A 19,710-nucleotide genomic window follows, 5' to 3' on the forward strand; every position below is an offset into this window, starting at 1 on the left:
GTCAAAAGACTGTTTTACATTATATAAGAAAGATTTTAATCCATTGGATTTGAAATCTTTCTTTTTTTATTTAGAACCTTTCCATTTAAGAGTCAGTAGAATTATTTTAACCTATGTCAACGGCTCAAAAATTATTTTTTCCTTAACTTGATAGGTATTAAAAATATTAATGATTCATCTTATTTATACCATTTTTAGATGGTAGGAATAGAATTTGATGAGTACATTTGAGGAATTTCTGCTCCTAATTTTAAATTAAAGTCCGGAAAAAATTATTGAAAAAGAAAAATTAAAATAGATATGACTTTCGACATTGATATGATTAAAAAGGTGTACGAGCGCTACCCCGAGAGAATTGCTGCGGCAAGACAAATCGTGGCAAAACCTCTTACGCTATCTGAAAAAATATTATACACCCACCTTTGGGAAGGAAATGCAACACAAGCACATGAAAGGGGAAATTCTTATGTAGATTTCGCTCCAGACAGAGTAGCCATGCAGGATGCAACAGCGCAGATGGCACTTTTACAATTCATGCAGGCTGGAAAAGCTAAAGTGGCTGTTCCTTCAACTGCTCATGCCGATCACCTGATCCAGGCAAGAGTAGGTGCAGAATCAGATTTACAGGAAGGTATCAACAAAAACTCTGAAGTTTTCAATTTCCTGAGTTCCGTTTGTGATAAATATGGAATTGGCTTTTGGAAGCCGGGAGCTGGTATCATTCACCAGGTTGTATTGGAGAACTATGCTTTCCCTGGAGGTATGATGATCGGTACGGACTCTCATACGGTAAATGCAGGAGGCCTTGGTATGGTAGCCATCGGAGTAGGTGGTGCTGATGCGGTAGACGTAATGGCAGGAATGGCTTGGGAACTTAAAATGCCTAAATTGATTGGTATCAAGTTAACCGGTAAAATGAGTGGCTGGACTTCTGCAAAAGATGTGATCTTAAAAGTGGCAGGAATCCTTACCGTAAAAGGGGGAACAGGATGTATCGTAGAATATTTCGGAGAAGGAGCAGAATCACTTTCAGCAACAGGTAAAGGAACCATCTGTAACATGGGTGCTGAAATCGGAGCGACTACTTCTACTTTCGGATATGATGATTCAATGAGAAGATACTTGGCAGCAACAGGAAGACAAGATGTAGTAGATGCGGCTGACAAAATTGCAGAACACCTAACTGGTGATGCTGAAGTATATGCAAACCCTGAACAATATTTTGACCAAGTAATCGAAATTAACCTTTCAGAACTGGCACCTCACTTAAACGGACCTTTTACTCCAGATTTAGCAACTCCGGTTTCTGAATTCAGAGCTAAAGCTGAAGCTAACGGATGGCCATTAGAAGTTGAATGGGCTCTTATCGGTTCTTGTACCAACTCTTCTTACGAAGATTTATCAAGAGCTGCTTCTATCGTTGAAGATGCGGTAGCAAAAGGAGTAAAACCAAAAGCAATCTTAGGAATCAACCCTGGATCCGAGCAAGTGAAATTCACAGCAGAAAGAGATGGTTTCTTAGATTCTTTCAGAAAATTTGAAAACACGAGAATCTTTACGAACGCTTGTGGGCCTTGTATCGGACAATGGGACAGAGAAGGTGCTGATAAAGGAGAGAAAAACTCAATCATCCACTCTTTCAACAGAAACTTTGCAAAGAGAGCAGATGGTAATCCAAATACTCATGCTTTCGTAGCTTCTCCAGAAATGGTAGCAGCAGTAGCAATTTCAGGAAGATTAGACTTTAACCCTATTACAGATACATTAACTGCAGAAAACGGTGATCAGGTAAGACTTGACGAGCCAAAAGGATCTGAATTACCGGCTAAAGGATTTGCTGTAGATGACAACGGTTACCAGGCTCCATCTGAAGATGGTTCGTCAGTAGTAGTAAAGGTAAGCCCTACATCTGATAGACTTCAATTGCTGGAAGAATTCCCAGCTTGGGATGGTAAAAACATTACCGGAGCTAAAATTCTAATTAAAGCTTTCGGAAAATGTACAACCGACCATATTTCTATGGCTGGGCCATGGTTGAAATATAGAGGTCACCTTGATAACATTTCAAATAACATGTTGATTGGAGCTGTCAATGCTTACAACATGGAAACGAATCATGTTAAAAATGAATTAACAGGTGAATTTGGAGAAGTTCCTGCTGTACAGAGAGCTTATAAAGCTGCTGGAATTCCTACGATTGTAGTAGGAGATCAAAATTATGGTGAAGGTTCATCAAGAGAGCATGCCGCAATGGAACCAAGACATCTTGGTGTAAAAGCAGTATTGGTAAAATCATTTGCACGAATCCACGAAACGAATCTTAAAAAACAAGGTATGTTAGGGTTAACATTTGCTAATGAAGCTGATTATGATAAAATCTTAGAAGATGATACTGTTAACTTCTTAGATCTTGATCAGTTTGCCCCAGAAAAACAGCTTACACTAGAATTTGTACATGCTGATGGAACAAAAGACATTATTATGGCAAACCATACGTACAATGCTCAACAAATTGACTGGTTCAAAGCAGGTTCTGCGCTAAACCTTATCAAGAAACAGGAAAACTAAATAAATTTTAGTTCTATATAATTAAAGCCTCGCAAATGCGAGGCTTTTTCTTTTCCAGTTTGGATTATATTATTAAAATTTAAATTCAACTCTTGCGAATAAAAATCTCCCACCAATACCATATTGGGAAACCTGTCTCGAATAAACAAACTGATTATCTGCAGTTAAAGAATTGATAAGAGGATTTTTAGAAGGCATAACATTGAATATATTATTACTTCCTATTGTTGCTGAAACATTTTTATTAAAATCATATCCAACAGAAAGATCGGTTACAAAGCGATTATTCAATACAAAATGTTCCTGTTTACCTACAACTCCATCAAAGTTAGCATCCAAAACATCAGCATCTGTTACCTTACCAAAGAAAGAATTTCTTACCAGAACATTAAAGGCAGAAAATTTTAGAGCATTCGAAAGAGTAGCTTTTACACGAGGAACTGCTTCTTCAAAATACACTCTGTTAGGCTCTGAAAAATAACTATCAATTTGACTTACTAACTTGGGAGACGCATGGATCTCACCAATCCTTTTGGTCTGATTAAGATTGAAACCAAAATAGTTTTCCAGGCTAATTCCAGAACCTAATCTCGTGGTCTGTGAAATAGTAAGATCAAGCCCTTTTGTTTGTGAATCAACTGCATTAGCAAAGAAATTAGCAGCGCTAGCCCTGGCAAGATCAAAAGCATTTTGAAGAACAGCTTGGTCAGATCCCGGGGTAAAGGTGCCTTCCGGACGGGAAAATAAATCCGTCAATACTACCCTGTCTTTAATCTTAATATAATAAACATCCGCTGTTAGGGTAAGATTCAATTTTGGAACTTTCCATGTAACGCCTGTGCTATAAGATTGTGATGTTTCCTGTTTCAATTTTGGAATTCCCAAAGCCTGTGCCGCTTCAGAATTATTTCTAAAGGTTCCCACCTGTGTAGTCTGTCCCTGCTGAATCAACGTAGATGTTGAACTATAATAAATCTGAGCCAATGATGGTGCTCTAAACCCTGTAGATACAGCACCTCTCCAATTGAAATTATCAACCAATTTTACATTGGTCGCAAATTTATAATTGAATGTTGATCCAAAATCTGAATAATTCTCATATCGTAATGCTCCTTCTACCAACCACCAATCAGTTGGCTCCAGTTCAACATCCAAATATCCCGCAACACTATTTCTATTACCAGAAACTGCATTATCAGGGCTGAAACCCGGAAATACCTGTGAACCGGCAGGTCTGGTATTTCCAAAAAAATCGGTTACCAACTCATTTTTAGGAGTATTGACTGTGACTACATTTCCAAAAATATCATAAGAAGCATAAGAGTTTTCTTTACCCACATTCACTTTATAATTTTCGTAACGGTACTCTCCTCCTAAAGCTATGTTTAGCCCATGTAGTACGTCATATTTTTTTGAGAAATCAAGATTAAGTGTGTTCTGTAAAAACTCTAAACCTCCGGCATCAAAACTTCTTGGAGAGTTATTAACCAGGGAAGAATTAAAAGTATTTACTACTCCGAAATTGAATATGTTTTTACCAAAAGTATTGCTTAGGTCTACATTCCAGCCATTCAATTTTCCTTTAATTCCAGCTGCATAAGAATAGTCATTAATGGTTGCTTCAATCTGTGGTAAATATCCGTTAGGGGTAATAAAATTGATATTCCTTTCCGTATTTGGTAAACGGAAAAAACCACCCGCATTTCCTAACCTGTAGCTATAACCACCAAAAGAATAAACTTTCCAGTCATCATTAATAGGAACTTCTGAATTATAGTACACCTGTGCCGACTGCAGTTTCGATTGTCCAGCTCTGATACTGAAATCTTTTCGTTCCAATCCTCTGTAAGCAAGTTCATCATTAGTAACGTCTCCACCCAGTAATCCCTGTAATGTTGAAATACTATTTGCATTTGAAATTTGCGACTGTAAACTAGATGAAAAGTAATTTACTTTTGTTGCATATTGCTTGATCGCATTGATAATATGTTGGTTATTAAGTGTATTACCAATATTTTTATACAATCCATCAATGTCCACTCCATCTTGTGCTGCTCTATAGTTAATGGCATTATAGGCATTGTAAATATCACCATTTCTCACCCCTGCTCTTGAATAAGGATCCCGATATTGCGTTGATGTGGTAATATTAAAAAAACCTTGTTTCCCCAATTTAAAACCATAATTAAGATCTAAGGAAATGGTTTCTCCATCCAAGCCTCCCGAAAAATTATTGGTAACAGGTGAAGCATATCCACCCAAAAATAGTTGACCGGAAAAACCTAATCTCTTTTTAAGACCTAAATTGACAACTCCGGCAATCGCATCGGAACCATATTGTGCAGAAGCACCGTCTCTTAATACTTCGATTTTATCCAATGCAAAAGCAGGAATAGCATTAAGGTCTGTTCCTACAGAACCTCTTCCAGGTGTAAGGGTAACGTTAATCAGTGAAGATTGGTGTCTTCTTTTTCCATTAAGTAAGACTAAAACCTGATCCGGTCCTAACCCTCTTAGTTGTGCCGGATCGACAAAATCGGTTCCATCATTCACAGTATGTGATGTAGAAGAAAAAGAAGGGACTATATAGTTTAAGGCCTGACTGATATTGTTGACAGGGCTTTGTTTCAATATTTTTGAGATATTAATAACATCTACCGGAACGGGTGTATCTGTTAGTGATCTACCAGATCCTCTGGATCCAAGTAGAACCACCTCATCAATTTTTTTAGATTTCAAAGTATCCGATTGAGCATAATAAAATGTCGAAATAAGGGTGGCTGAAGTAATAATACTTCTGTGTTTAAAATTGCGCATGTGTTTTATTTTTAATTTTTTGTATTAATGATTATCTGCTTAAAACTTTTAAGCAATAGAAATTCCGTAACCCTGGGATACAAGGCTATTACGGAAACGATAAACGGATTTATTAGTTAATAGAAACTATAGAAAACTAAGAACAGCAACACATACACATCAAATAATGATATGCATATTGATGGGAATACTGAAGCTTCGCTTCAGTATCCGGTAGACAAAAAGTCAAATTCATTGTGGTGTCATTTCCCGTGTTCTTAAACATTGATTTATACTTTAAAACAAAAATTATAAGATGGGAAGAATAGAGTAAACATTTTTTCCGAAACTGAGTCGGCTTATCTATTTCAGCACCTTGCTTGTTTTGCAGGTTGCTATCCCATCTATGAGATTCTTGATAATTATGGGGCAAAGATATAACTATTTTGCAAATAAAAAAATAATTCACGGAAAAATTACATTAATCGCAAAATCAATCCAAGTCCTTAGAGTCTATAATTTAATGTATTCTTGGCACATTTAGGGAAATATCATATGATACAAGAAAAGATTCTTGTAACAAAATTTACTTTTACGCGTCTAACCAAGTAGTAGTAAAAAAACATTATGAAAAAAATTATACTCGTTTTATCTTTTCTAGGTATTACAGTTATACATGCACAGGAAAAGACCAATAATCAGGTAAAGGAAAAGCAAATTGAAGAGGTTGTAATGACCAAAACTAAAAAAGCCGTTGAACAGAAAGCAGACCGAACAATTTTCGATTTCTCTGAGCAACCTCAGCTTAATAACGGGAATGTATTAGAAGGAATCAAAAAACTTCCAGGGCTTGTTTCAACAGATATTGCAGGAATGATGTATCAGGGAAAAATACTTGATGTCTATCTTAATGGGCGTCCCTTGAATATTACGTCCAATGAACTTAATTCTTTTCTGGAAGGAATGCCAGCTAATTCGGTAGACAGGATTGAAGTCATTACACAACCTGGAGCTGAATTTCCAGCAACTTCAGGGGGTGCAATCATGAATATCATTACGAATAAAAATGCTAATAAATACCTAACAGCAACCTATTCAGGAAACTATTCTTTTAGCAATTATGGTAAATTCAGAAATAGAACCACTAATTCTTTAAATTTAAATGCCCGAAATAAATATTTCGGATGGCAATTGAATTTTGGTCAGAATTATCGTGAAAGTATGCTAAACTCGAATCAAAATGACTTATTACTAAGTAATACGGATAGGGTTGGTCGTGGCTATTTTGCAAAGTCAGGATTAACATTTGATTTAGGCCAGGACAGATTATTATTAAACTACGACATTTATCACAATAGAAATAGCAACTATACTGACAGCAATGGTTTTGCCGATCTACCATATATTCCAATCAAAGATAGCATAAGAGAGGGTAATTTTCATGCATTTGATGCTGCCTATACAAACAACTTAAGACAGGAAGCTGTTGTGACTTATCAGAAACGCTTTAGTGATAAATCTCAGAAACTAGATTTCCAATTCGGATATACTAAATCTACCAGTAAGTTTGATCAGAATAATGTCTTTAGGGATATCACTTATATTAATCCTGATGAGACTTTCCCGAGATTTTCAGATGGCATCTTACTAAACAACGAATCTGACATGAAAATAGCCAATTTCAAAATTGATTATTCCCAGCCAATTAAAATTCTTGATGGTGGAAAAGTAAGTTTTGGAGGATTATATGAAAAGCAAAACTTCGACACTCAAAGCAGAGGGTTGACCAATCTGGATTACCAAAGGCAAACAGCATCTACTTACTTAGAGTTTCAGGCAAAATTGAAAAAATTCGATTTTACGTTAGGATCGCGTGCTGAGAACTATGACATTTCCGGAATAACGAGAGTCATTGATAGCAAAGGGGCAGTTGTTCAGAAAGACTTACTTCCTTTTAACAAGTTCAAATTATTTCCTAATGCAAGCGTACAATACAGCCTGATGAATCAGGTTTCTCTTTCTGCTAACTATAACAAGAAGATCAGTTTGCCAAGTATTTCTGCGCTTAACCCAAACAACACAACATTCCAAGGGCCAAACACTCAGGTTACAGGTAACCCTAATCTACAGCCAACAATTTTTGATAACTATGAAGTAAAGCTTTCTGCTTTTGATTATGCATTTATTGGATATAGTGTAAGTTCAGCAAAGAATCAGGTGGCTCAGATTATCAGAAAAGATGGTAAGAATCTCTTCAACGAACAGGTGAATATCTCCAGTATGAGGATTCATAATTTCAATATAGGCCTTCCTGTACCATTTATGATTTTCAGTAAGCCTATGAGTGAGATCATGAAGTTTGATTTTAACCCTGATAAGATTAACTTTATGTATATCTACGCCGGATACCAAAAACATGAAATTGATAATTTAAACAATAGAGGATTTTGGATTTTCAATGTGATGACTCAGTTAATTTTACCTAAGCAAATAAAGCTGACGGCTAATTATAGTTATCTGACTCCAAAGGCAGGCTATTTCTACTTTACTGCAGAGAAACCATTCAGCAACACGGTTGATATTACCTTAACTAAAAAGTTTTTGGATAATCGCCTTACAGTCTCTGTTTTTGCCAATGATATCTTCAATGGGCAGGTAATGCAGGTACGTTCTAATCCACCAAATGGCGAAGCTGTTACGCTAAGAACGAAATATGATACAAGAAACTTCGGGATCTCTATTAATTATAAAATTCCAACTAAGAATAAATTAGCTAAGGAAGACCCTAATATCTTAAACAGTACTAAAAAAGAGGACAACGGCGGAGTAATGCAACAGGACAATAAATAAAACTTCGTGAAATTGCAAAATCGTTGATTTGTTAATTTGTACACTCGTGCTCAATGTTGTCTGTCATTTCAACAAAGGAGAAATCTATACTAAGTATTAAAATAAAAAAGGAGGCAGTAAGAATATTCTTACTGCCTCTCTTATTTAAAACAATATAATTTAAAAATTAATGGTTTGAAATCGCCATTCTAAAGTATCGATAAGAGTTAGTTGATTTAGATTTAAAGGTAAATCTGTTATTATTTTTAAAGTCAGATGCGCCATCATGCTTCCAACAATTCCTGGCAATGATCCCAGGACACCAAGGCTGTCACAGTCATTAAGGTCTTCATCAAAAGGAGGTTCAGGAAAAAGATCTCTTAAATTTTTGCTCTCTTTATAATTAAATATTGCAACCTGGCCAGAAAACCCAAGTATACTTCCATATACCAAAGATTTTTCTAATGTTACACAGGTATCATTAATTAAATATCGAGTGGCAAAGTTATCTGATCCATCTACTACAAGATCATATTCAGAAATTATTTTTTCAATATTGGATTGATCTATTTTCTCTTCAATAGGAATGGCATTTACATGATGATTGAGACTCTCAACAAACTCGACTGCGCTTTTTACCTTTGACGTTCCTACACTGTTTTCACTATGAATAATCTGTCGGTTTAGATTATGTAATTCTACGACGTCAAAATCTGCGATTCCCAATGTTCCAACCCCTGCAGCAGCCAAATACTGAATAACCGGACTTCCAAGTCCTCCAGCACCAACAACAAGTACTTTTGCATTGATTATTTTTCGCTGGCCTGCAACACCTATTTCATTAATAAATATTTGCCGGCTATATCTTGAAAACATCTCTTCACTATTCATGATCATCTTTTTTAAAAACCACTATATACGGAGTCCCAATCTTTCATTACCGGATCATATCCCGCTCCTTTAATCATATTCTTAATCACGTGCATACTTCTTTCATCACTGGTTTCAAATTGTTCCAGAGACTGTTTATCGACCGCATAACCACCTGGATTTGTTTTTGAACCGGCACTCATTGCTGTAGCACCTAATGAGACAATATGATTTCTAAAACTCTCATTTTCCCTGGTAGAAATAGATATTTCAATATCTTCATTCCAAATCCTATATGCACAGATAAGCTGTAACAGATCTTTATCCTCCATGATAAAATTGGGTTCTATGATTCCTTCTGCGGGTCTTAGTCTTGGAAAAGACACTGAGAGTTTACTTTTCCAATATTGTTTTTGCAGATAGTCAATGTGCATTGCATTAAACAAACTATCTACCCGCCAGTCTTCCAATCCAAGTAAAACTCCTAAGCCCATCTTATGAATTCCAGCTCTTCCAATTCTGTCAGGGGTATCCAAACGAAAATGAAAATTAGATTTTTTTCCTTTGGGATGGTATTGTTTATAAACTTCCTGATGATAAGTTTCCTGATATACCAAGACAGAATGAACCCCCTCCTTATGTAATAATCTATACTCCTCTTCTGATAGCGGCTGTACTTCAATTGAAATATTAGCAAAATGAGTCTTTAATAAACGGACTGCATTAATAAAATAGGAAATACCTACTGTCTTATTTGCCTCACCACTTACGAGTAACACATGATTTACCCCCATTGTTTTTAAGACCATCGCTTCCATCATAAGCTCAGTATCATTGAGCGTTTTTCTTTTCAGCTTATTATCTAAGCTAAAACCGCAATAGGTGCAAATGTTCTGACATTCATTACTAAGATATAAAGGAGCATACAGCTGTATAACTTTCCCAAATCTTTTCTGAGTAATAGCCCGCGTCATAGCAGCCATTATTTCCAGTTTTGGGGCAGCAGCTTTTGAAATCAGATTGAGAAAATCATCTAATGTTTTTTGTTTTTTATGCAAACTGTATTCTACGTCGGATAATGTGACGCTTTCCAATCTTTGTTTAACATCGTCCCATTCATAGCAGCTAAAAACTTCTTCAAAATTATTCATTAGATGATCTTTATTATTCAAATAAAAATGAAGTCAGTGGACTCGATGCCTCGGCATGAGAACTTATTGATCCAAGTCCTGCTTCATAAGCTCTTCTTCCGGCAATTACCCCTTCTCTAAATGCCAATGCCATATTGATGGGATCTCTGGCAACCGCAATTGCTGTATTTACTAAAACGGCATCTGCTCCAATTTCCATAGCCTTTGCAGCATCAGATGGAGCGCCTATTCCGGCATCAACCACCACCGGAACCTTACTTTGGCTGATGATAATTTCTAAAAAATCCATCGTTCTAAGTCCTTTATTAGTTCCAATCGGAGCCCCCAGAGGCATCACCACAGCTGTTCCCACATCTTCAAGACGTTTACACAAAACAGGATCAGCGTGAATATAAGGCATTACAATAAAACCAAGTTTGGCAAGTTCTTCTGTCGCATATAATGTTTCAATAGGGTCAGGTAATAAATACTTGGGATCAGGATGTATCTCCAATTTTACCCAGTTCGTTTCGAGTGCTTCTCTTGCCAATTGCGCCGCTAAAACAGCTTCTTTAGCAGTTCGTGCTCCTGAAGTATTGGGTAAAAGATGAGTATTTGTAGGCTTTAAAGCATTGAGAAGATCATCTTCCTGTGAATAGGCATCAATTCTTTTTAAAGCCATTGTCACCATATTACTTTCTGATGCAATGATAGATTGTGTCATTTCCGCCAGGTTTCCGAATTTACCAGTTCCAAGGAAAAGCCTTGATGCAAAATTTCTGTCTGCTATTGTTAGTATTTGATTCATTTGAAAGATTTTATAATGTCATTTGCAATGGATGGCTGATTTGTAATTTGTCCGGAAACTGCCACTCCATATATTCCGATCTGTTGTAATAATTCTATATCATCCAGTCTTACCCCTCCAATTGCGAATATTTTAGGTAGATCAAAAGATCTTTCTTCTAAATATTGAATCAGATGCTGATATCCCTCAAAACCAAGTATTGGACTGAGTTTCTCTTTTGTGGAAGTAAACCTTAATGGTCCCAAACCAATATAATTACATGGTTCTGATATTCTTTGAAGGACATCTTCCAATGTGTTTGCTGTTCCTCCAATTATTTTATCTGTTCCTAAAATATGTCTTGCTTCTAATATAGAACAGTCATTTAATCCTAAATGCACTCCATCTGCATTGATGTCTTTTGCCAGTTTTACATGATCATTAATAATGCATATTGCCTTATAATCACCACACAATAATTTGGCTTTTTCACAGAGTCCAATCAATTCCAGTTCAGAAGCATTTTTCCATCTTACCTGAATCCATTTTACTCCCGCATCCAGGGCTTTATAAATATTTAATTCCTGTTCTTCTTTTGTACTTCCCTGTGAGATATATTGTAATTTTTCCATGACCAGTTTTCAATAATTCATTTTATTTTCTCTACACCTTTGAAATATATCAAGTGGGTTTTCACTTTGCCATATAGCTCCTAATAAAGCAACCCCATCAGCTCCTGCTCTAAGTGCTTCTTTCATATTTTCATCAGTAATCCCGCCTAAAGCAACCAACTTTACATTTGGATTATCACTTGCTTTACTATCTTCCAGAATGGTGGTCTCATTTCCATATCCTCTTTTAGAGATACTTGGAAAGAAGGGGCTGACGAAAGCATATTCCCACTCTTGTCCAAGTGCATTAAAAGTATCAATACCATGTACTGAAGTAGAGATCATATTTTCTTTAACGTACATTTGATATGAGCCATTAATCCGATCAGATTCCCGGAAATGAAGTCGGGAAATGCCATATTCTTTAGCAAGTTCAAAATGGCTGTGTAAAACCAATTGAGGCCAAAAAGATTCATTAATTTGGTTTAAGAAACCTTTCATTTCATGATCATTGAGGAAAGGTTTCCTTACATGAAATAAGTCCAATCCCTCCAGAAATAATTGATTTACAACCTTAGCTTCATTAGAAATTGTTTCTTCAGAGCTTATTACAATGATCATAAATAGATCTCCTTTCCACTCTCAATAAACTCCTGTGATTTCACCAACATTCCCATTTCTGCTGATTCCCGGATTTCCTGAGTAATTTTCATAGAACAGAATTTTGGTCCACACATAGAACAGAAATGGGCAATCTTCGCTCCTTCTGCGGGTAGTGTTTCGTCGTGATAAGCTTTTGCCGTTTCCGGATCTAACGAGAGATTGAATTGATCTTCCCACCTGAATTCGAATCTCGCTTTACTTAAAGCGTTATCTCTATACTGAGAACCAGGATGACCTTTTGCCAGATCTGCAGCATGTGCTGCCAACTTATATGTAATAACTCCGTCTTTTACGTCTTTTTTATTCGGAAGTCCCAAATGTTCTTTTGGAGTAACATAACATAACATTGCACATCCAAACCATCCGATCATTGCCGCTCCGATTCCCGAAGTAATATGATCATAACCTGGCGCAATATCTGTAGTTAATGGACCCAGAGTATAAAATGGAGCCTCGTGACATTCTTCCAATTGCTTATCCATATTCTCTTTGATCATATGCATTGGTACATGGCCAGGGCCTTCAATCATCACCTGCACATTATGTTTCAAGGCAATTTTTGTAAGCTCTCCTAAAGTTTCCAATTCAGCAAACTGTGCCTCGTCATTAGCATCTGCAATTGAGCCCGGACGTAATCCGTCGCCAAGAGAAAATGCAACATCATATTTTTTCATGATCTCACAGATCTCTTCAAAATGAGTATATAAGAAGTTTTCTTTATGATGGAAAAGACACCATTTTGCCATAATTGAACCACCTCGCGAAACAATTCCCGTCACTCTATTCACGGTAAGATGAATGTATCTTAATAAAACTCCAGCGTGAATGGTAAAGTAGGAAACTCCCTGTTCTGCCTGTTCTATAAGTGTATCTTTAAATACTTCCCAGGTAAGATCTTCAGGAACACCTTTCACTTTTTCCAGTGCCTGATAAATGGGAACTGTTCCAATGGGTACCGGGCTGTTTCTGATGATCCACTCTCTGGTTTCATGAATATTTTTTCCTGTGGATAAATCCATAATGGTATCCGCACCCCATCTGCAAGCCCAAACGGCTTTTTCAACTTCTTCTTCAATACTGGATGAAACAGCACTGTTTCCAATATTAGCATTTATTTTCACCAAAAAGTTCCTTCCGATAATCATCGGTTCACTTTCAGGATGGTTGATGTTATTGGGAATGATCGCCCTTCCGGCTGCGATTTCATCTCTTACAAATTCAGGGGTAATTTTATTTTTGGGAGTTCTGGCTCCAAAGTTATTTCCTGGATGCTGAGAAGCCATTTCTTTAGAGACAAAATCAAGCTGTTCTATTCTTTGGTTTTCCCTGATAGCAATATACTCCATCTCAGGAGTGATGACTCCCTGTTTAGCATAATACAATTGGGTAACTTCTTTTCCTTCTAAAGCAACTTTAGGTTTATGATTGTAAGAAAAACGCAACTCATCGAGCTTTGGATCGGCCAAACGTGCCTTTCCGTATTCTGATGATATTCCGTGCAATATTTCCACATCTCGTCTATCTAAAATCCATTGCTCCCTTATTCTTGGAAGGCCTTTTAAAATATCGATTTCTGCATTTTCATCAGTATAAGGGCCCGATGTATCATAAACTGTTACGGGAGGATTATGTTCAAGTCCTCCTTTACTAAGTTTTGTGGGACTTAGATGAATTTCACGCATTGCCACATTAATGGGATGGATCTGTCCTTCCACATATATTTTTTTAGAATTGGGAAATGGTGAACATGTAATAGAATGTGCCATAAGTTTGGGATATTGTTATTATGAATATTAACCGCCCTGTGTGGCAGTGATAATTAAAATTGAATCTTGATCCTGCAGTAAAGTATTCTGCCAGGATGAAATGGGAATGATACTGTTATTTAATGCTACAGCAATTCCTTTCTTTCGGCCGGGAGCCTCCAAAGCCATCAATGCCTCCAGGTTTTCCGGGGGGATATTGAAAATTTTCCGTGTGTGATTGATTATAAGTTCCATTCCAAGGTTTTTGTTAAACAAATCACTTTAGGAATGGCTATAATTGTACAATAGAATGTACAACAAAAAGTCATCTCACTTTTCCCTACGCTGGTATGATCCAGATCAGGTTCAAAGGGTAAAGTCTCAGTCTGTTTGTAAGCAGACACCCCTAAAGTATGGAGCGAAGATAGTTATTTTTTCAAAATGAGCAAAACTTCAGCTTTATTATTAAAGCAAATAAAAAAGTCTGTCTTCAAAATGAAACAGACTTTTTTAATTCTTTTTAATCTTATAAAAAGATCGTATTGATTTATATTTCTTCACAAGCTCTCCAGATGGCATCATTTTGTGGAACAGAAGCTACAATTTCAATCTCTTCTTTTGTGACAGGATGGATAAATTTTAACATTCTTGCATGAAGATTAATACCTCCATCAGGATTAGATCGTGGTGCACCATATTTTAAATCTCCTTTGATGGGAATTCCAATTTTTGATAATTGTGCACGGATCTGATGATGCCTTCCAGTTTCCAAATCAATTTGAAGCAACATATAATTTTCCAGACTTTTAATGACATTATAAGTTAAGATCGCTTCTTTAGCTCCTTCTGTCGCTTTTGGAAAAACAATTGCTTTATTATTTTTTTCGTTTTTCTTTAAATAATGAATCAGCTTTTGACTATGCGGAATCATTTCTTTAGGGACTACAGCCCAATACGTTTTTTCAATTTCCCTGTTCTTTACCATCTGAGTAAGACGGGTAAGAGCCTTTGACGTTTTTGCGTAGATAACCAAACCTGAAGTTGGTCGGTCTATACGATGAACCAAACCGAGAAAAACATTTCCCGGTTTAGCATCTCTTTTCTTTATAAAATTCTTGATTGATTCTAATAACGATTCATCACCAGTCTTGTCACCCTGTACAAGCTGACCAACTTTTTTATTTACAACCAAAAGATGGTTGTCTTCATAAGCAATCTGCTCCTCCATTTTAATTTAGTTAGTCTGTCTTCTATTGGATAAAGAAAGAATGATCCCTCCAAGAAGTCCAAGTGTTTTCATTCCTGCTAATCTTGATTCTAATGGCAAAAATGCCCCTACAATACAAAGACCTGCTGCTGCATACATTGGATAGACAAAATTTCTATTGGATAGAAAAGGTGCCTGAACAGCAAAACTTATTCCTATTAAAATATAAAATACCCTTCTTGAAAGAATATCATTAATTTCCGGTGAAAAGAATTTAAACCATCCTGTTGCCAGACAAATTAAAGCGATAACGGAAATAATTCCCTGTATAGCCTGTTGATTATTTCTCATTAATAACTTTCTTTTTCGTTCGGAAATTCCACAGCTTTCACATCTTTTACATATTGTGCAACCGCACCTGTAATTTCAGTGTAAAGGTCAAGGTATCTCCTTAAAAACTTTGGACTAAATCCCTGATTCATTCCAACCATATCATGATAAACTAAAACCTGCCCATCACAATCAGGACCTGCTCCAATTCCGATTGTCGGAATAGAAATACTTTCGGATACCTTTTTAGCTAAATCTGCCGGAATTTTTTCCAAAACAATAGAGAAACAGCCTAATTCTTCCAAAAGTTGCGCATCACTGATCAATTTTTCAGCTTCCGCCTCATCTTTTGCTCTTACTTTATAAGTTCCGAATTTGTAAATTGACTGTGGTGTTAATCCTAAATGCCCCATTACAGGAATTCCTGCATTAACAATTTTTTTGATAGATTTTGAAATCTCCTTACCACCTTCAATTTTCACAGCGTGAGCACCTCCTTCTTTCATCATTCTAACTGCAGACTCTAATGCTTTTTCAGGATTACTCTGATAAGAGCCAAATGGCAAATCCGCAATGACAAGTGCTCTGTCTACTCCACGAACAACACTTTGAGCATGATAGATCATCTGATCTAAAGTAATTGGTAATGTTGTTTCAAAACCTGCCATTACATTGGCAGCAGAATCTCCTATCAAAATAGCATCAACTCCTCCGGCATCTACCATCTTCGCAGTAGTAAAATCATATGCAGTAAGCATTGTTATCTTTTCCTTGTCGAATTTCATCTTACGCAAGGTTTCAGTTGTAACTTTTTTTATTTCAGAATGAACAGACATAATGTATCTATTTTTTAAAAGTTAAAAAGTCGGCTTCCGCCGACTTAAATTTTGTATGATTTATAAAACTACGTGACCTAGTTTCATTAGTTTGTCGTGATTGAGGATCTTGATATTTCTACCATCAACTTCTATGAGATCATCCTGTTTAAATTCGGAGATCAAACGAATAGCACTCTCGGTAGCTGTACCTATGATATTAGCAATCTCTTCTCTTGTTAAAGAAATTTTAATAAATCCTTCCGGATCAACACCTAACTTCTGCTCCAGAAGTAATAAAATTTCAGCTAATCTTTCTCTAACCGTTTTTTGAGCAAGGAATGTAATGGTGTTTGAAGACTCACCCAGTTCATAAGCAATTTTCTGAAGCATTACGAATGATAATTGAGAATCTACTTCCAAAAGATACATAAATACATCAGCAGGTAGAAAAGTACATTCAATATCAGTCATTGCTTCAGCTTTAGCCTGAAAATTTTCTCCACAAAGTAAAGATCGGTAACCAATGATATCGCCTTCTTTAATAAATCTTAAAATCTGATCTTTTCCAAAAGCTCCGGATTTAGAAAGTTTAGCTGCACCATTTTCTAAAAAGTAAACTCCTTTTGGAGTTTCACCATCTTCAAAAATAGTGTCGTGTTTTTGAAAATTTAATTTCTTTTTCGTGCTAATATATTTTTCAAAATCTGCGCTTGAAAGTCTTTCCTTAAAGGATTTATCATTAAAAACTCTGGCGAACCTCTCTTCAATTGCAATCTGTTGTTCCTGCGACATTTTAATATGACATTTATCACAAAAATAGAACATTTTAACTCGATAAACAAAAAAATTTGTTATAATTTTGTACCTCAATAATTTATGGAGGTGAGCGAGAACTGTTTTCATTGTGGTCAAGGCATAGAAAAAGAAAGAATTCTTTTTGATGAACAAACTTTTTGTTGCAATGGTTGCAGATCGGTCTACGAAATTCTGAATACCAACAATCTAAGTAATTTTTACGAATTGAATAAAAGAGCAGGAATTCGTCCCAGTGATGAAAATTCTTCTCAATTCGATTATTTAGATACTCCTGAAATTTTTGAAAAGGTAACTGACTTTTCGGAAGGGAGTACAAGTCTGGTAACATTCAAAGTTCCGGTGATACATTGTTCTTCTTGTATCTGGCTTTTAGAAAGTCTCCATACGCTAAATGACGGCATTAAATATTCTCAGGTTAATTTTACAAGAAAAACCTTACAGGTTTCATTTAATCATAATGATTTAAAATTAAGCGAATTAGCTAAATTCCTAACTAATCTTGGATATAAACCAGTCATCAGCCTTGAAACAGCAGAGAAGAATGTTGATCATCTTGACAAATCACTTCTAGTTAAATTGGCTATTGCTGGTTTTGCATTTGGTAACGGAATGTTCTTGGCCTTCCCTGAATATATTGGCGGCGAAGATTTCTGGATGCAGCACTATAAGGGTCTTTTCAGAACTTTAATGTTTTTACTTGCTATTCCGGTGGTCTTTTACTCAGCTTCAGATTATTACAAATCTGCCTGGTATGGACTGAAAAACAAAATCGTTAATATTGATGTTCCAATTGTCTTAGGTATTTTCGTTCTTTTCGGAAGAAGCGTCTACGAAGTGACAACGAATTATGGGCCTGGCTATTTCGACACTTTATGTGGACTGCTATTCTTCATGCTTTTAGGGAAAACCTTCCAAAAAAGAACCTACAGTGCTCTTTCCTACGATCGCGACTATAAATCATTTTATCCTATTGCTGTTACTAAAGTTGATTTTAATGGAAAACAAGATAATATCTTACTTTCTGAAGTCAAAGTGGGTGATAGAATTTTAGTTAGAAATCAGGAAATCATTCCGGTAGATGCTATTTTAATTAATGGCGAAGGCAATATCGACAACAGCTTTATTACAGGAGAAAGTGAAAGCATAAGCAAGCAGCCTGGAGATAAAATTTTTGCAGGCGGAAAACAAATCGGCTCTTCTCTTGAACTTGAAGTGATAAAAAATGTGGATCAAAGTTACCTGACACAACTTTGGAATAAAGAAGCATTCAAAAAATACGAAACCGGACTGGACACCCTTACCAACAACATAAGCAAATACTTCACTTTCATCATATTGGGCATTGCTTTAGCTTCAGGAATCTATTGGTCCTTCATTGATCTGGAAAAAATGTTCCAGGTTGTTTCTGCTATTTTAATTATTGCCTGCCCTTGTGCGCTTGCTCTTTCGGCACCATTTACTTTTGGACACATCATGCGGATTTTAGGTCGAAACAAGTTTTATGTAAAAGATACTTTAACAATAGAGAAAATTGCAAAAATTGACACCCTTGTATTTGACAAAACAGGAACAATTACACACAGAAAAAAGACCAATATCAAATATGATGGTTTAGAAATTTCAGATTTTGACCTATTGAATATCAAAACTTTGTTGAAAAATTCAAACCACCCTCTTTCTAAATCATTATACGAATACATTGATGTTAATGATGATTATTTCCCGGTTGACCAATTCGAGGAGATTTCTGGAAAAGGCTACAAAGCCAACGTAAGAGGAAGCAGCTATAAAATAGGGTCTGCCAGATATAATAATCAAGAATCTAAAAATCTTGAAACAGCGGTTTATATAAGCAAAAACGATGAATTCCTTGGTAAATTCATTTTCAAGAATGAATACAGAGGGCAGCTTAAAAATCTGTTTAAAATCCTTACCAACTACAAGATCTTCATATTAAGCGGAGATAATTCTTCTGAGGAAAGCCAATTAAAAGAAATCATTCCTACTTGCCAAGCGATGGCTTTCAACCAGAGCCCCGAAGACAAACTTAATTATATTAAAGAACTGCAGGACAAAAACCATAAAGTTGCAATGCTTGGAGACGGCTTAAATGACGCAGGAGCATTAAAACAAAGCAACGTGGGAATTGCAATTGCTGATGATACGAATACATTTACTCCATCATCAGATGTGATCATGAATGGCGACAAAGTCGTAACCCTTGACAGATATCTCAATGTTTGCAAAGGCTCTATTACCATTGTGAAAATGACATTCATAATCAGTTTCCTGTATAATATCGTAGGTTTAAGTTACGCAGTTACAGGCCATATGCATCCGCTCTTTGCAGCGATAATCATGCCAATAAGTTCTATTACCGTAGTTGCATTCACTACAATTTCAACCTGGATCCTGGGACGAAAATACTTTACCAAAGAGGCGTAGAAGCCCTTATTTAGACTGATTTTAAATTAGCAAGAATCGGTATTTCGTGATGAATGTCATTATTTTTCACTAAATTTGAACCCCGAAAATAGGTT

15 protein-coding genes and 2 riboswitches are annotated in these 19,710 nt (G+C 36.1%); of the genes, 3 read left to right on the top strand and 12 right to left on the bottom strand.

Annotated features, from left to right (window positions below; all coding sequences use genetic code 11):
* Positions 1-300 precede the first annotated feature (300 nt).
* Complete coding sequence (locus tag AC3WRL_RS06135) at positions 301-2,568, top strand: aconitate hydratase (protein ID WP_261510250.1); 2,268 nt, start codon at positions 301-303, stop codon at positions 2,566-2,568.
* 72 nt (positions 2,569-2,640) lie between these two features.
* On the opposite strand, the gene AC3WRL_RS06140 is transcribed toward AC3WRL_RS06135, so the two are convergent.
* A complete protein-coding gene (locus AC3WRL_RS06140; protein WP_492329935.1) occupies positions 2,641-5,385 on the bottom strand; it encodes a TonB-dependent receptor plug domain-containing protein in 2,745 nt (914 codons plus the stop codon).
* 306 nt (positions 5,386-5,691) lie between these two features.
* A riboswitch (SAM-I-IV-variant riboswitch) is annotated at positions 5,692-5,791 on the bottom strand.
* A 200-nt stretch (positions 5,792-5,991) separates the two neighbouring features.
* On the opposite strand from AC3WRL_RS06140, the gene AC3WRL_RS06145 reads away from it, so the two are divergent.
* Positions 5,992-8,214, top strand: coding sequence for a TonB-dependent receptor domain-containing protein (locus AC3WRL_RS06145; RefSeq protein WP_492329936.1), 2,223 nt, complete (start codon positions 5,992-5,994; stop codon positions 8,212-8,214).
* Positions 8,215-8,373: 159 nt separating this feature from the next.
* On the opposite strand, the gene AC3WRL_RS06150 is transcribed toward AC3WRL_RS06145, so the two are convergent.
* From AC3WRL_RS06150 to AC3WRL_RS06200, 11 genes are all read right to left on the bottom strand, one after another.
* Positions 8,374-9,084 (bottom strand): HesA/MoeB/ThiF family protein, encoded by a 711-nt coding sequence (locus AC3WRL_RS06150; RefSeq protein ID WP_492329937.1) that lies wholly within the window; start codon positions 9,082-9,084, stop codon positions 8,374-8,376.
* 11 nt (positions 9,085-9,095) lie between these two features.
* Positions 9,096-10,214, bottom strand: coding sequence for a 2-iminoacetate synthase ThiH (gene thiH, locus AC3WRL_RS06155; RefSeq protein WP_492329938.1), 1,119 nt, complete (start codon positions 10,212-10,214; stop codon positions 9,096-9,098).
* A gap of 13 nt (positions 10,215-10,227) precedes the next feature.
* Positions 10,228-11,001, bottom strand: coding sequence for a thiazole synthase (locus AC3WRL_RS06160; RefSeq protein ID WP_492329939.1), 774 nt, complete (start codon positions 10,999-11,001; stop codon positions 10,228-10,230).
* On the bottom strand, positions 10,998-11,612 hold the full coding sequence (locus AC3WRL_RS06165; protein ID WP_492329940.1) for a thiamine phosphate synthase: 615 nt from the start codon (positions 11,610-11,612) through the stop codon (positions 10,998-11,000). Before AC3WRL_RS06165 ends, AC3WRL_RS06160 begins: the two co-directional genes overlap by 4 nt.
* A 9-nt stretch (positions 11,613-11,621) precedes the next feature.
* Positions 11,622-12,212, bottom strand: a complete 591-nt coding sequence (locus AC3WRL_RS06170) for a thiamine phosphate synthase (RefSeq protein WP_492329941.1) — start codon at positions 12,210-12,212, stop codon at positions 11,622-11,624.
* The gene (gene thiC, locus AC3WRL_RS06175; protein ID WP_492329942.1) at positions 12,209-14,020 is read right to left on the bottom strand and encodes a phosphomethylpyrimidine synthase ThiC; all 1,812 of its coding nucleotides are present in this window, start codon (positions 14,018-14,020) and stop codon (positions 12,209-12,211) included. Before thiC ends, AC3WRL_RS06170 begins: the two co-directional genes overlap by 4 nt.
* 27 nt (positions 14,021-14,047) lie before the next feature.
* Positions 14,048-14,254 carry a sulfur carrier protein ThiS gene (gene thiS / locus AC3WRL_RS06180; RefSeq protein WP_492329943.1) on the bottom strand — a complete coding sequence of 69 codons (207 nt, stop codon included), beginning with the start codon at positions 14,252-14,254 and terminating at the stop codon, positions 14,048-14,050.
* A 65-nt stretch (positions 14,255-14,319) separates the two neighbouring features.
* A riboswitch (TPP riboswitch) is annotated at positions 14,320-14,417 on the bottom strand.
* A 129-nt stretch (positions 14,418-14,546) separates the two neighbouring features.
* Positions 14,547-15,227 (bottom strand): RluA family pseudouridine synthase, encoded by a 681-nt coding sequence (locus AC3WRL_RS06185; RefSeq protein WP_261510266.1) that lies wholly within the window; start codon positions 15,225-15,227, stop codon positions 14,547-14,549.
* Between the two features lie 6 nt (positions 15,228-15,233).
* Positions 15,234-15,557, bottom strand: coding sequence for a hypothetical protein (locus tag AC3WRL_RS06190; protein ID WP_261510268.1), 324 nt, complete (start codon positions 15,555-15,557; stop codon positions 15,234-15,236).
* Positions 15,557-16,372: a 3-methyl-2-oxobutanoate hydroxymethyltransferase gene (panB, locus tag AC3WRL_RS06195; RefSeq protein WP_261510269.1), complete on the bottom strand. Its 816-nt coding sequence runs from the start codon at positions 16,370-16,372 to the stop codon at positions 15,557-15,559. Before panB ends, AC3WRL_RS06190 begins: the two co-directional genes overlap by 1 nt.
* 60 nt (positions 16,373-16,432) lie before the next feature.
* Positions 16,433-17,146: a Crp/Fnr family transcriptional regulator gene (locus AC3WRL_RS06200; RefSeq protein WP_089028117.1), complete on the bottom strand. Its 714-nt coding sequence runs from the start codon at positions 17,144-17,146 to the stop codon at positions 16,433-16,435.
* A gap of 90 nt (positions 17,147-17,236) precedes the next feature.
* Here AC3WRL_RS06200 and AC3WRL_RS06205 point away from each other — a divergent pair, with 90 nt between their 5' ends.
* Entirely contained in the window at positions 17,237-19,615 is a 2,379-nt protein-coding gene (locus AC3WRL_RS06205; protein WP_492329944.1) for a heavy metal translocating P-type ATPase, read from the top strand.
* Positions 19,616-19,710 lie beyond the last annotated feature (95 nt).

The sequence above is a fragment of the Chryseobacterium sp. FW101-FHT12H09 genome (genome assembly GCF_058790395.1).

Bases quoted from the DNA above. Each gene is read 5' to 3' on its own strand.
- AC3WRL_RS06160 (WP_492329939.1), bottom strand. From the start codon at position 11,001: ATGAATCAAATACTAACAATAGCAGACAGAAATTTTGCATCAAGGCTT.
- AC3WRL_RS06165 (WP_492329940.1), bottom strand. From the start codon at position 11,612: ATGGAAAAATTACAATATATCTCACAGGGAAGTACAAAAGAAGAACAG.
- thiH (WP_492329938.1), bottom strand. From the start codon at position 10,214: ATGAATAATTTTGAAGAAGTTTTTAGCTGCTATGAATGGGACGATGTT.
- AC3WRL_RS06135 (WP_261510250.1), top strand. From the start codon at position 301: ATGACTTTCGACATTGATATGATTAAAAAGGTGTACGAGCGCTACCCC.
- AC3WRL_RS06190 (WP_261510268.1), bottom strand. From the start codon at position 15,557: ATGAGAAATAATCAACAGGCTATACAGGGAATTATTTCCGTTATCGCT.
- AC3WRL_RS06185 (WP_261510266.1), bottom strand. From the start codon at position 15,227: ATGGAGGAGCAGATTGCTTATGAAGACAACCATCTTTTGGTTGTAAAT.
- AC3WRL_RS06140 (WP_492329935.1), bottom strand. From the start codon at position 5,385: ATGCGCAATTTTAAACACAGAAGTATTATTACTTCAGCCACCCTTATT.
- thiS (WP_492329943.1), bottom strand. From the start codon at position 14,254: ATGGAACTTATAATCAATCACACACGGAAAATTTTCAATATCCCCCCG.
- AC3WRL_RS06145 (WP_492329936.1), top strand. From the start codon at position 5,992: ATGAAAAAAATTATACTCGTTTTATCTTTTCTAGGTATTACAGTTATA.
- AC3WRL_RS06150 (WP_492329937.1), bottom strand. From the start codon at position 9,084: ATGAATAGTGAAGAGATGTTTTCAAGATATAGCCGGCAAATATTTATT.
- AC3WRL_RS06170 (WP_492329941.1), bottom strand. From the start codon at position 12,212: ATGATCATTGTAATAAGCTCTGAAGAAACAATTTCTAATGAAGCTAAG.
- AC3WRL_RS06200 (WP_089028117.1), bottom strand. From the start codon at position 17,146: ATGTCGCAGGAACAACAGATTGCAATTGAAGAGAGGTTCGCCAGAGTT.
- thiC (WP_492329942.1), bottom strand. From the start codon at position 14,020: ATGGCACATTCTATTACATGTTCACCATTTCCCAATTCTAAAAAAATA.
- panB (WP_261510269.1), bottom strand. From the start codon at position 16,372: ATGTCTGTTCATTCTGAAATAAAAAAAGTTACAACTGAAACCTTGCGT.